Consider the following 13,622-nt stretch of genomic DNA (forward strand, 5'->3'; position numbering starts at 1 on the left):
TAATACAGATCCTCGTAAAACACTACTTATATATTGCCGATCATTGCCCAGATGTTTCGATTTTTTCTATATTTTTTCTCTCTTCTGTTGTATAATACCATTTATCAGATACGGAGGATTCTTTTGCCATGAAAAACGATTCGACTTCTTTTTTCGAAAACAATCATTTTGCTAACAGCTATGTTTACGATATCTCTATTTCGCATGTCCCCGCCTATTTCGGTCTGCACTGGCATCACTATATTGAAATTGTGCTTGCACAGGATGACGGCATTATCTATGAAGTAAACGGAGAAGCCTTTCCGCTGAAGCCCGGTGATCTTCTCTTTATCTGGCCTGGCGAGCTGCACGCTGTTTCCACAACCAACAGAGAACATCGTCTGATCATGCTTCAGCTCGATGCAGATTTTCTGGAAAAACGCGTGGATTTCCAGTCTGTTGCTTATCTTTTTTATCAGATCCGTCTTCTGAATGCGAACAACTTCCCGGAAATCGAAAAGCTTCGCGGATTTCTGACAGAGCTTCGCAGGCTCTCCCTCTCCGGTATCAGTTTTTCCGAACTGCGCGGATGCGTTCTGCTATATCAGTTTTTTATTCTGCTCGGCGAAAATCTCTCCGTGCCGACCGAAACTGCCGCACCGCAAAAAACAGGCCATTCCGCACAGGTACACCGCCAGATGGTTGCTGCATGTACCTGGATCTCAAGTCACTGCACCGAACCGGTTTCCCTGGAAGAAGCATCAAAAGTCGCCGGATTCTCCCGCTGCCATTTTTCCAAGCTGTTCCGCGCATACACCGGCCTCTCCTTCACGGATTTCGTCACCAGGGAACGGCTCCATATCGCCGAAAACCTGTTAAAAAAACCGGATCTCACGATCACCGAAGTGTCGCTCGAATCCGGTTTTAACAGTATTTCTACGTTTAACAGAGTCTTTTTGAAATCAAAAAATGTAAGCCCTACCGACTTCCGTCAGATGTACCTGCAATCCTATCAGAAATAGACTATGAATTCGGCATGGCCTCCGGTCTTTCGCAGGTGGATGGAACCTTCTCAAATGCACCCGTTTCCGCACTCTTCATAATCTGATCGATCGTATCGAGTACGTGATATGCCATTTTGGCACTCGCACGGTTTGGTCTGCCCTCGGCAATTGCTTCTGCCATCTCAGACGGGCCAAGACCACGGCTGTTTTCGCTGTAATCAAAGCCATAATGTAAAACTTCCGGAACAGCCTGCTGTGTCCAGTCTTTTACACCCGGAATATAGACAACATCGCCGCCGAAATTGTTCGGATCAACAAGCTTTAAGATACCTTTTTTACCGTAAATGGTGAATACCGCCTGATCATTGATGACGCTGTCACCATTGACGCAGAATGTACCGGTCACACCGTTTTTCATTTCCAGAATGGTAAAGACCTGACTTTCGTTTGTATAGTCAAATTCCTGTCCGTATTCCGGGCTGCCCGGAATGATGTTCACACGCTTCGCCGCAAGGTTTCGCACGGACGATACAACGCGATCCACCGGACCAAAAAGACTCACAATTGCGGTCAGATAATAAACACCGAAATCGTAGCAGATACCGCCGCCCGGCATCCGCAGAAAACGGAAGATGCTCGCCAGTAAATCAAGATCGCGGTTTGCGCATGCTTCGAAAGATGTCACCTCGCCGATCAGCCCGTCGTCGATCGCTTTTCTTGCGGTCTGCAGTGCCGATCCAAGGAAGGTGTCCGGTGCGGAACCGAGATAGAGATGTTTCTCCTCTGCCAGCTCGATCAGTTTCGCTGCCGTTTCCGGTGCGAGGGTCATTGTTTTTTCAGTGTAAACGTGTTTTCCGGCTTCCAGTGCCTGACGGATCAGCCCCTCGTGGGTCGGTGCCGGTGTCAGAATGACTACCATTTCAATCGACGGGTCTGCCAGAATTTCCTCGTAGGTACAGCCCTTGATGCCATACTGCTCTGCTTTCTTTTTCGCATGTTCAAGATGGCCTGCGCAGCATGCTGCTACCTCAAGATTCTCAAAGTTATGAATCATGTTCGTCAGATAAATATCACTGATCGCTCCGCAGCCGACAACGCCGACTCTCATTTTTTTCGTTTCTGTTGTTCCCATTTGTAAAAATCCCCTTTACTCTTTGTTTTTTGATTCTGTTCTGATAAAAACCCTTATCTTTTTTATACAACGAAATGTCTGAAAAAACAAGCATTCCGGCTCATATTTCACTTTCAAAATGAAAAAACCGCCCACGGTTTCTGCAGATTCTCTGCATCACCGCGGACGGCCTTTTTCTGTTGTTTACTCCACGCTTTTCAGCGATTCAATCATATCAATTTTTCTTAACCGGTAGAACATCATAAAGTTGACGAACAGGGCAAACGCCAGGGTAATCAGGCGCTCCAGCCGTAGCTCCGCGGGAACACGTTTCGTCCGAACATCATCAGATCGACCTCGACGGTCTGAATTACGCAATGATGTAAAAACGTTCCAATTCCCATGCCCGCGATAACGCCGAACAGTGTCAGCACCATGTTTTCCCGGTACACGTACGATGCCACCTCGCCGTCGAAGAAGCCGAGCACTTTCAGCGTTGCCAGCTCTCTCTGTCGTTCGGTGATGTTGATGTTGTTCAGGTTGTACAGCACCACAAACGCCAGCAGGCCCGCCGATACGATCAGCACCACGATGACGATGTCGAGGGAACGAAGCATGTTGTCAATCTGATCAATCAGGTCGGATGTGAACGAGATTGCCGCTACACCGTCGTACGTCATGATTTTTTCTCCGAGTGCTGTCTCATAATTGCTCGACGTGTCCTGGTATTTCATCAGAAGCTGGTTGTAGTCCGGCGCTCCGCCGAACAGCTCCTCGTAGAGATCCGGGGCCAGATACAGGTAATGGCGCACGTAGTTTTCGACGATGATCGAAATCTTTACGTCCACAATATCGTCGCCTTTTTTCAGCTGAACCGTGTCGCCTGCTTTTACGCCGAGCATCGTTGCTGTCTTTTCGCTGATGGCTGCGCCGCCGTCGGTCGGGAATTCGTAAACTTCTCCGCTTTTCCGGTCTCGGAAGGCATAGAAGTCATTGAAATTCGTCAGTTCTTTCGGCACTTCAAGCACTGCATCCACGGTCTTTTTGTCGGTCTGCAGTTCGATGTTCTGGCAGTACATTTCCAGCAGCTCATCGATGCCGCTGTAGTTTTCCAGATCGGTCTGCAATGCTTCTTTTTCGGATTCATCCACATCTGAATTCAGCACAGCATTCGCCTGATAGGTGAAGAGGCTGACGAACTGGTTTTTCGCAATCGCGGTGATGGAATCCTGAAGGCCGAAACCGACGAGGATCAGACCCATGCATCCGCCGATTCCGATAACGGTCATGAAGAATCGTTTTTTATACCGCACCAGATTCCGCACGGTTGATTTCTGCGTAAAGTTCAGATGTTTCCAGAGTACGCCGATGCGTTCTAGGAAAATCCGTTTGCCGTTTTTCGGTGCTTCCGGCCGCATCAGCTCTGCCGGACCTGCGGCGAGTTCTTTGTAGCATGCCGCGATCGTCGCCACGCCGGTGCAGGCTGCACTCGCCAGAATCGCAAGGCCTCCCTGCTCCCAGTTCAGCGGGGTCATGTAATACGGAAGTCCGGTATACAGCATGCCGTAGGCATTCATAATAACCCAGGGCAGGATTTTTTCTCCAACCACCACGCCCGCGAGAGCGCCGGATACGGTGGAGAGCATCGCGTATGCGAAATATTTAAAGGCGATCACGCCGTCGGAATAGCCGAGGGCTTTTAACGTTCCGATCTGCTGACGCTGTTCCTCGATCATTCGTGTCATCGTCGTCAGGCTGACGAGAGCAGCCACGAGGAAGAAGATAACCGGGAAGAATTTTCCGATATTCGAGATACGGCCGGCATCCTGACCGAAGCTCTCAGTTGACGTTACCTTATTCCGTCCCCAGACGTACCACGTTGGTTTTTTCAGGTCTGCGAGTGTTTTCTCACCGTCCGCAATTTCCTGCTTCGCATCCGCGATTTCTGGTTCGGCGTCGGCTTTTGCTTTTTCATATTCGGCTTTGCTGTCCTCAAGTTCCTTTTCTTTATCGGCAATTTCCTGTTTCACATCCGCAAGGGAGATTTTTCCGTCGGCGATTTCCTGTTTCGCGTCGGCAAGCTGGGTTTCTCCGTCGGCAATCGTCTGCTTGGCTTCGGCGAGCTGACTTTCTCCATCGGCGATCGTCTGCTTTGCTTCTGCTAACTGGGTTTCGCCATCGGCGATCGTCTGTTTCGCGTCGGCGAGCTGACTTTCTCCACTGGAAATTGTCTGCTTTGCAGCGGCAAGCTGGGCCTCACCCGACTGAATCGTCTGTCGGTACGATGCAATCTGCTGTTCCCCATCAGCAAGCTGGGCTCTGGCAGCCGCAAGCTGAGTTTCTCCGTCTTTTAATTTACTGCGATTCGTCTCAATCTGAGCTTCTCCGTCGGCAATCGCTGCTTTGGCGGATGCAAGCTGGGCTTCGCCATCCTCAATCTGTTTCTGATAAGCTTCTGCTTGTGCTTCTCCATCCTGAAGCTGGGCAAGAGCCTCTGTAATCTGAGCTTCGCCGCTTTCCAGTTCTTCTTTTGCAGAAGCAATCTGTGCCTCGCCTGCGGCGCATTCCTGCTCTTTTTCTGTTAATTGTGCATCTGCAGCGGCAAGCTGACTTTCTGCGTCGGTAATCTGAGCTTCTGCAGCCGCAAGCCGGGCTTCCGCATCAGCGCTTGCTGCTTCAAACGCTGCGATGTTTTGTTCCAGAAATGTTTTCTGCTCCTGCATCGTGAAAAGCTGCTGTGCTAACTCTGTCTGCTTTGCTTCCAGCGCAGTTTTCTGTTCCAACAGGGATACATATGCTTCATCTTCCTCCGTCAGTCCGTCAAGCTGAGCCTCAATCACCTCGATCTGACCAGTCACTTCTGTCTGCGCAGCCTCCACCATCGGAAGCTGCCTGGAAATCTGGGCTAACTGATCCTTGGCTGTCTCATACTGACTCTTCTGTTCTTCATACGCTGCCTTCTGCGCTTCATACTGTGTGCGTCCTGCAGCGGTTTCTGCTTTCTTGTTGTCCAGTTCCTCGCGTGCAGCGGAAAGCTGCTCCTTTGCAATATTCAATTCCGTTTCTTTTTCGGAAAGCTGCTCTTTTGCAGTATTCAGCTCCGTCTGCTTCCGAGTCAGTTCGGTTTTTGCCGCCGAAAGCTGCGTCATTTTTTCCTCTAACTCTTTTTTGCCGGATGCCAGTTCTGTTTCTTTCTCTGCAAGCTGTGCTTTTCCGTCGGAAAGTTCTTTCGCTTTTGCCTCAAGTGTGGTTTTTCCACTTGCAAGTTCATCGGCTTTCTGATTCAGCTCCGCTTTTCCGCTTTCCAGCTCTGCCGCCTTTGCTTCCAGCGTCGCTTTTCCGCTCGCAAGTTCCGCCTCTTTATCTTTCAGCGTTGCCTTGCCGGATGCCAGTTCCTGCTCTTTATCGGCGATGGTTGCTTTCGCACTGAGAAGTTCCTGCTCTTTGTCTGCAATGGTCTGTTTTCCGTCAAGGAGTTCCTGTTCTTTCTCAGCAATCGTCTGCTTTCCGTCAAGAAGCTCCTGTTCTTTGTCCTTTAACGTCTGTTCGCCGTCGAGAAGTTCCTGCTCTTTGTCCGCAATCGTCACTTTCGCGTCGGCAAGCTGCTGTGCACCGTCATCCAGCTCTGTTTTTGCGTCCGCTAATTTCTGCTCTGCATCAGCGACCTGCTGTTTTGCATCATCAATCTTTTCCTGTCCTTCGGTTTTGACTGCCGTATACCGCCGGTCGCACGCCGCATCCTCGAGCGCTTCAATCTTCGTCTGTACAGCCTTCACCGTCTCATCATACGCATCGCTGTAGCTCGCCTCTTCCTGTGCGCCGTCCGCCTGGACGTAAATCTCTGTATAGAGATCCGAGGTAAATGTCTCCGGAAGCAGCAGTGCAAAACTGTTGATGCTTCCGTTTCCAATCGAGCCCGTTCCCCGGTTCAGATCCATATAATAAGGGAGTGTCGCCGAACCAACAATCGTAAACGTGTCCCCGGTCAGCGAATCTGAGAGCGGATCCTCCGTTCCGGAAGTGAACGTTACCTGATCTCCGATCTCACAGCCGGAACTTTTCAGAAACTGCGTATCAACAAGAATTTCATCCTCTTTCTCCGGCATCCGTCCCTCGACCACGCGCGGCTCATTCACACCATCCGTCAGCGCAATCAGCTTCACAACCTGCTCGCTCTCGCCGATGTCATGCAGCACTTCCACCGTTTTTCCGCCGTAGACCGCTTTCACGCCATCCGTCTTCGCGATATCCGCCAGATCATCGTCTGTCAGCCCCAGCGTTCCAAGAACTTTCAAATCCATATAATTTACTTCATCATAATACCGGTCCGCCGAAACCTTCATATCTCCTTCCGCCGACCGGATGCCCGAGAAAAACGCCGCGCCAAGAAGCACGATGAAAAAGACTGACAGAAACCGCCCCTTGTTCTTTGTGATTTCCCGGATAAAGTCTTTTCGAAATGCTCTCATCGTCCACCTACCATTCTATCTCTTCCACCGGCGTCGGGTTCTCATTTGTTTTCATTCCCGCCACTTTTCCGTTTCGGATTTTAATCACGCGGTCCGCCATCGGTGTCAGCGCCGAGTTGTGAGTGATGACAATGACCGTCATCCCCTTCTCCCGGCAGGTATCCTGCAGCAGCTTTAAGATCGCTTTTCCCGTCACATAATCGAGCGCGCCGGTCGGCTCATCGCAGAGCAGCAGTTTCGGATTCTTCGCCAGCGCACGCGCAATCGCCACACGCTGCTGCTCTCCGCCCGAAAGCTGCGCCGGGAAGTTATTCATTCTCTCTTCCAGCCCAACCTCCTCAAGCACCTCCGACGCATCCAGCGGATGCTTACAAATCTGCATCGCCAGCTCCACATTCTCGAGCGCCGTCAGGTTCTGCATCAGATTATAAAACTGAAAAACAAATCCAATATCCTCCCGCCGGTACTGGATCAGCTTCTTGCCGCGGTATTTGCTGATTTCCGCGCCGTCCACCAGCACCTTTCCGGAAGTCGCTGTGTCCATTCCGCCTAAAATATTCAGCACCGTCGTCTTACCCGCACCGCTCGGTCCAACAACAATCACAAACTCACCCTTTTCCACATCAAAACTGATTCCATCCGCGGCCTTGATGGTGACTTCACCCATTTTGTATGTCTTGGTTACATCCTGAAGACTCACATATCCTGCCATGCTCTTGTGTTCCTCCTATGTAAAATTCAATATCCCTCATTTCCTTTATTGTACCAAGCCGTTGCCGCGGCGGCTAGTCCTAAGAAGGCGAATTTACTGTTTTTTTATAAATATTCCTGGGCAGACCGCATTCTCAGCTTTTGCATTTTTCCATACATTTGCAGAATAAAACAGCCGCTACCGTGCTTGCTGCCGTTGCCGCCAGTGCCGGTCCGACAATGGCCGTTGGATGCACGCTGCCATACTGGCTGCGGTATGCAATCACGTTGACCGGTATCAGCTGCAGGGAAGAAATATTTAAAATCAGAAAGGTGCACATTTCCCGGTTTGCAGTTCCTTTCGGAACAGCGGCCGGATTTTTGTTTTTCCGCCGTTCCTCTTCCAGCTCTTCGAACTGTTCCATGGCAAGAAGGCCCGGCGGCGTTGCCGCTGCGCCAAGACCGAATACATTACAGATCATATTTGTGGCAGCCGATTGGATGGCCGGGTGATCCGATGGTACCTTTGGAAACAAAAAGCGCATGACCGGTCCCATCTTTTTTACCAGGCTGTCGATCATTCCCGCTTTCCTTGCAATCTCCATCAGCCCGCTCCAAAGGCCCGTCACACCCAGAAGAGAAATTGCCAGCACAACTGCCTCTTTTGAAGCGCGCAGCGCACCGTCTGTCACCTCCGGCAGTTTTCCGCAAAAAGCACCGTAGGCAATGCCAAGAAGAAGCATACCGCTCCAGAGTCTGTTCATGGATTCACCTGCGTTCATCCGTTATCTTTATACGATATGCTTCTTTTCTGTTTTTCATGATATTTTGTTTCAACCCACAGATAAGACGCCGTTGTCACGCCCGCCAGCTTTGTGAACAGCTTTGCCACCGCGGTATCTGTTTTCTGTCATTTCTTTCTTTTGTTCTGTCGTTCACAGCCTCCTGCGCTTCTCTCCATTCTAAAATAAGTTTTGTTTTCCCATAAAATCAATTTTCTTTTTAAAAAATCGTATCATAGGAATCATTAAAAGTTTAATTTATGTTTTCATCTGATTTTTTGTCTAATTTTTATGCCTATTTCATATAGTTTTTCAAATAATAGTATAATAAACACAAATTTTAGCTGGAATCGGATCATTCTATTCCATACCAAAACAACAATCCGATGCCCAAAATACAAGAGCGCATTACTTGAAACGCTTGACTTCAGGAGGGAAAATATGAGTGCAAAATTAGTATTAACAGTAAAAGATTCCAATCGAATGGCAAAAGATCTTTCCATGAGCGTCATGGACAAAATGTTTCATCCACTCAAGTACAATAAAATGATGAATTCCAAAGCAAAAATAGGCATCTTTATTGATGACGAAAAAGAAGGAACTTTATATGAGGCATCTAAGACTCCATATGAAATCAGCTTAACTCCTGGCGTTCATCGTATTTCTATGATAGATCCGGCAAAAGACAGCAAAAAAGGGAATGTCAATCTGATGGGGTCCATCATTGGATTTTCTGCAGGCAGCGGCCTCGCAGAACAAATATCCGTCGGCGAAATAGGAAAATCCTTAGCCGGTGCCATGTTTAAAACTGGTGATGGTTACCTGGATCTGGATTTAAAAGACGGAGATATCTTAAAAGTTCAGTGTCAGGCTGGAATTGGCGGAAAAGTATCTATCAAAGTATTAAAATAAGAATTGCCAAAGCATATCATGCAAAGCAATCGGATGACAAGGGAGGCAAAATATTTTTTGCCTCCAACATCATTTTATCAGCAGACACCTGGAGGAAATAAAATATGGACTTTCCTGTTTCGATTCCATGGGAAACTCTTGATCCCGAAATATTACAAAAAGCGATAAATTCAGGTAGTAATTACAGAACCTATTGTGATGAAAAATCATGGGATATTTCTTTTGAAATAGAATTTCTGGAAAAAGAAGAAATCATCTTTCTTCTCCTGGTTGAGCACGGACGCCGCAAAGGCGGAACTTCTGTGCAAAAGACAAATGAACGAACGGAAACTTCCAAATATACAAAAGAAGAACAGGCAAAAATGGTAAATGCTTTTAATCAAAAACTTGATACTTACGAAGCGTGGAACTCTCTGTTTGTCGGACCAACGACAAGTATGTTTGGAAACCATGTGTATGAATCCTATATGGACTATATGTATTCCTGGGATCACTTGGGCGACAGAATTTTTCTGTCCAATTATTATGAACGTCAATTATATTCTGTGCAATCCGATACCCATGTTACAGTAAAAAGCAATCAGGAAGGATATGATTCTATCTATGAGCTGGCGCAGGCAAAGGTAACAGACCATACCTTAGAAGGTATCTGCTGGAATTTTTTCCCGAAGCTCCTGTTTTCCAAGGGAGATCTCGCGGGTGCGCCGTACCATGATGTCTATCATCGTCTGGAAATTCTGACAGATACAGAATATCTGCTTGTTCCGGCGCTGCTTTCACTCAAAGAAAAATATGAAATTACAGCAGTCGCCGGAAATCTGGATTGCCCGCAGATGCATTCTCATGCAATGACACTGAAAGCAGCAGTACAACAAGCTATTTTTAAAAATATCTTTGGAAATCTCTTTCCGGAAAATGGATTTTTGCTACAGAAAGCCCCAAAGAAAATGCTGCTTTCTGCTCAAAAACAGGCAGAGGAATTTTCTGTTGCGTCTATGAATGCCCGAAAATATCCCGAGCTCCTGATGCAGGCAGCTGCAAAAGAAAATTTTCATTGTACAGCCTTTCAGATTCTGCAATTTTCCAACAATCCATATCTGTCGGCCTTTGATAAAACAGATCTTTTCAGAAGATGCATGGCCATCAGTAATCAATCAGAAGAACCGGGAATCTGGAAAGAAACCTATCAGAATCTGCTCCGGGTAATGATCTGCAAAATAACTTTGGAGGAATCTCAGTTCAGCGATCCGGAGAGCATCAAAGAATTACAGGATTTTACAGAACACCAGCAAGAAAAGCTGGAACAGGAAATGCAGTTAAAAATCCCAAAAGAAAAAACTGCTGAAATTTTATTGATGAATGAACTGAAATGTATGCTGGCATGCATTTCCGTCGTAACAGCAGAAAAAATACAGGGACACAAATGCACCGAATTGGCCGAGAAGAGCTGGCGTCTGGCAGAAAGTATCGAATATATATGGAATGCAGAAATTCTAAATCCACAAATCAGAGAAACTGTGTCCAAAGCATTCATCCGCATTTGTATCGGATGTGGATCTATGTATCTTCAGAATGTACAGGAAGAACATATAAATCCCGAGCAGATCCAGGAAGCAGCGGAAGAAATCTCATTACTTCTGTATCATTACAGCGATCTTTTGCTTCCGGAAGAAATGCCGGTCTATCAAATCCCTATCTATCAAACGCTCCAAATTGCAAATATGAGACTGGAGCGAAAGGAAAATGCATTGTACTATGCCCAAAAAGGAGTTGTATTGTGTGATCTGTTTTCTGCTGGTCAGAATGCGCAATTAAATGGTCTCATTCAGGATTCAAAAAACATGTTTCAGCAATATATCAATCAAAATGTACCTGCTGCATCCCGCCCGGCAAAAAAGAAGGGGCTTTTCTCCCGGCTCTTCCAGAGATAGCAGGAGAAAAGCTGTCCCGAAAGAATCCTTTATTTTCCTGGAAGCGCGGTTTATAAGGTGCCTCCATATTCCACAATCATGTTTCGAATAATATCCAGCGTCTCCTCCTGTGACCATGCCATGTTTCCATTCTCCAGAAACTGGCAAAATTCATATAGTTTTTGTGAGAAGCCGGATTCTTTTAAAATGTAATATTGCAATCCATGACTTGTATTGTTCCAAAATGCAATTCCATTATGAACATTAGAGCTACATACAATGGAGATGTGTTTCGGCAGCTGGACGAAATTTTCTTTTACACAAATGCAGGAATGAGGTGTGTGCAGCATATATTGATAATAACTTTTCAACAGCCACAGGCGCATCGCAGGATCAAGAGGCTTATAAAGCATATCCGGATAGCCCGCAATACGTCCCTGCTCCATTAATTGTCGTAAGCCAGATATGCAGAAAATATGTACCATACTTTCCGTTTCCATGTGCCGGATCCGCTGAAAGAGAGAAGATAAGAGCTGTTCTTTTTCCACTCCATCCAGGATGATCTGCTGTTTCAGTACATTTAACGGAATCAGATGCAGAAGACATGGTGAATATTCAATATAATAGTTATGCGTTACATAACCTTCATTCATCATAACATTGACATCTTTTACATAAGCATTTAAATCAGAGCAAAACAACATTTCCTTTGCTATTTTTCTTTCCTGAATAAAGGAATTCTTCAGTAATTGTATTTGTTGCGCATCTCTGAGAATGATTCCTTTCGCCGTATGAAAATTGATTCCAATTGCAATATGGTCTGTGATCAGCCAGTTGGGAAGTAAGCCTGCTTTTTTCGCCTCGGACTCAGCAGAAGAAACGTAATAATAAAATGGTTTGTAGTTTTCATAGTTCATTGCCGGTTTCAGACTGCATATTTTCCGAAGGTTATCCAGTGTATTTTCCGTTGTCTGATTCTGCAGCAAAGGAAAAAGATGCTCTAATCTGCGATAGGGCACTTCATGAATAATCTGAACAAGATATCGTAAATGTTCCAGTGAAATTTCCGGAGTACATAAGCAAATCGTGGAATCGGAAGCATTTATCATTGCTTTTCGAATACACGCATAAATTGCAAAGATATTGTCCAGCGTCATATCCGTATCCGGAATTCCTGAAACACTTGGAGAAACAGAGACTTGAGGAAATTCAACCACATCCTGCTGGATAATACGGATCAGTTCTTCCATACATTGCCACTGGCTCTTTCCCATTTTTTCCTGGCGATAAAGGAACAGGAGATCTGCTCTTGTATTTCTGGTGCATTCCATCGCATCAAGAAGACAGGTCAGGCGCTCTTCTTCTTTTGGAATACGTTTTCCTTTACTCATTTTAGAAATGTAATCCAGCTGCATACCACTGGCCTCAGACAGATAATATAAAGTTTTTCCTGTATTTTTTATTTCCTTTTCAAGCCTTTGTGAAAAATCGCTCATGTAGTATCAAAGTTCCTTTCCGGACAACAGCAAATATCCGATGGCTTGGGCAGAATGCTGTTTTCCTGTCGACATTGATCTAATTATACAGGAAAAAGCCAAAATACGCAAAAATTTTTTCACACAAATTCATCTGCTTTTTCTGCAAAAAAGCTTTATATCATTTATAACATTACGAAGGAGAAAACTAATATGCTTTTCATCGCTATCCTAATCTTAATCTTTTTGATGTATCGATTTTTTACCTTTCGTGCCGAAATGGTTTTTACTATGTCCTTAATTGCCCCGATCATGATCGTAATCGGTGCCTGCTATTTACCTGGAAAATATCATGAAGCCGGAATTTTTCTTCTGGTTATCGGTGCATTTATGCTGGCCGTTGTTCTGCTTATCTGCCGCCTCACTGCACGGGGTGTTGAAAAAGGACTGCGGCTGGAGTATTACAAAAACCTGATTATTTATGGCGCCCTCAAATTTTTACAGAACCTTTCTAAAGCGACGATTGTTTTTAGCTTTCTGGCCGCTTCACTGGGTGCCTTCTCTATGGACTACAAAGAAAGACTGGATACCAAAGGAAGAAAAATTTATGTAGATGATAACCTGCGTGACCCGGAAGGCAACCAGTATGAAGAAGTAGAAAAGTAAAAAAAGCAGGCACGAATCACCTTTTTCGGGAATCGTGCCTGTTTTTTTACGTATGCATCAATTTCAAAAATTCATTCTCCGGCATTTCAACACCAAGTAGTGTCTTCATCATCTGAAGAAATACATCATGGGTTTCTTTTTGAGCGTTCAGACAGACCATGATGACCGACAGTTTATCATCCTCTTTCCTCTTGCTGCATTACTTTTTGTTTCCCCTTACGCTGTTTTTACTATAGCATATTTTTCTCCTGTTTGCACCTACCTACAGGACTGCTACTAGCTACTCTCTCAAGATGCAGCGTATCAAAAAGGGAGCTTCCGCTTCACAAATTTTTATTCGTTAAAAGTGTATCATTGTGAAACGCTCGTTGCGTCCGCCAGAGGAAGCCTGTGGATCTGCCCGGAAGAAGTCTCCTGTGACTATTTTGACTGGTGCGAGGGAAAACTTTCCGCGATCAACCAGTACCATGGTGAATACATGGCGCAGTACAACTGGGCTGAGTTTACCAACGGGGAGCTGAACTGGGGGAGAGGCCGATAAGAAATTCACACAAATCTGACTATTTATGATATACTGAATGAAATGCTCTTAGTTCTGAATTCTTTTATGCTCCGGCACAGATC

10 protein-coding genes are annotated in these 13,622 nt (G+C 46.0%); 5 read left to right on the plus strand and 5 right to left on the minus strand.

The features are described 5' to 3' along the window. The first annotated feature begins 128 nt into the window (after window positions 1-128). Window positions 129-1,001, plus strand: coding sequence for an AraC family transcriptional regulator (locus tag DXA55_RS04460; protein WP_117801803.1), 873 nt, complete (start codon window positions 129-131; stop codon window positions 999-1,001). Between the two features lies 1 nt (window position 1,002). Here DXA55_RS04460 and DXA55_RS04465 read toward each other — a convergent pair whose 3' ends face one another. The 4 genes from DXA55_RS04465 to DXA55_RS04480 form a co-directional block, all read right to left on the minus strand. Continuing rightward, window positions 1,003-2,115 carry a Gfo/Idh/MocA family protein gene (locus DXA55_RS04465; RefSeq protein WP_117804487.1) on the minus strand — a complete coding sequence of 371 codons (1,113 nt, stop codon included), beginning with the start codon at window positions 2,113-2,115 and terminating at the stop codon, window positions 1,003-1,005. Between the two features lie 275 nt (window positions 2,116-2,390). Beyond that, window positions 2,391-6,563 carry an ABC transporter permease gene (locus DXA55_RS04470; protein ID WP_117813139.1) on the minus strand — a complete coding sequence of 1,391 codons (4,173 nt, stop codon included), beginning with the start codon at window positions 6,561-6,563 and terminating at the stop codon, window positions 2,391-2,393. Between the two features lie 7 nt (window positions 6,564-6,570). Further along, a complete protein-coding gene (locus DXA55_RS04475) occupies window positions 6,571-7,275 on the minus strand; it encodes an ABC transporter ATP-binding protein (RefSeq protein ID WP_117813141.1) in 705 nt (234 codons plus the stop codon). A 133-nt stretch (window positions 7,276-7,408) separates the two neighbouring features. Next, a complete protein-coding gene (locus tag DXA55_RS04480; protein ID WP_055267272.1) occupies window positions 7,409-8,017 on the minus strand; it encodes a nucleoside recognition domain-containing protein in 609 nt (202 codons plus the stop codon). 459 nt (window positions 8,018-8,476) lie between these two features. Here DXA55_RS04480 and DXA55_RS04485 point away from each other — a divergent pair, with 459 nt between their 5' ends. Then, complete coding sequence (locus DXA55_RS04485) at window positions 8,477-8,947, plus strand: hypothetical protein (protein ID WP_055267244.1); 471 nt, start codon at window positions 8,477-8,479, stop codon at window positions 8,945-8,947. A 302-nt stretch (window positions 8,948-9,249) separates the two neighbouring features. Continuing rightward, entirely contained in the window at window positions 9,250-10,878 is a 1,629-nt protein-coding gene (locus DXA55_RS04490; RefSeq protein ID WP_147341992.1) for a hypothetical protein, read from the plus strand. Between the two features lie 50 nt (window positions 10,879-10,928). Here DXA55_RS04490 and DXA55_RS04495 read toward each other — a convergent pair whose 3' ends face one another. After that, window positions 10,929-12,272: a hypothetical protein gene (locus tag DXA55_RS04495; RefSeq protein ID WP_147341993.1), complete on the minus strand. Its 1,344-nt coding sequence runs from the start codon at window positions 12,270-12,272 to the stop codon at window positions 10,929-10,931. Between the two features lie 351 nt (window positions 12,273-12,623). Between DXA55_RS04495 and DXA55_RS04500 the strand changes: the two genes are divergently transcribed. Together DXA55_RS04500 and DXA55_RS04505 are read left to right on the plus strand one after the other, a co-directional pair. Next, window positions 12,624-12,998 carry a hypothetical protein gene (locus DXA55_RS04500; protein WP_147341994.1) on the plus strand — a complete coding sequence of 125 codons (375 nt, stop codon included), beginning with the start codon at window positions 12,624-12,626 and terminating at the stop codon, window positions 12,996-12,998. A gap of 346 nt (window positions 12,999-13,344) precedes the next feature. After that, a complete protein-coding gene (locus DXA55_RS04505; RefSeq protein WP_055220341.1) occupies window positions 13,345-13,539 on the plus strand; it encodes a hypothetical protein in 195 nt (64 codons plus the stop codon). The last annotated feature ends 83 nt before the right edge of the window (window positions 13,540-13,622 follow it).

Origin of the sequence: Blautia sp. OF03-13 (assembly GCF_003460685.1) — a bacterium.
GTDB lineage: Bacteria > Bacillota > Clostridia > Lachnospirales > Lachnospiraceae > Fusicatenibacter > Fusicatenibacter saccharivorans.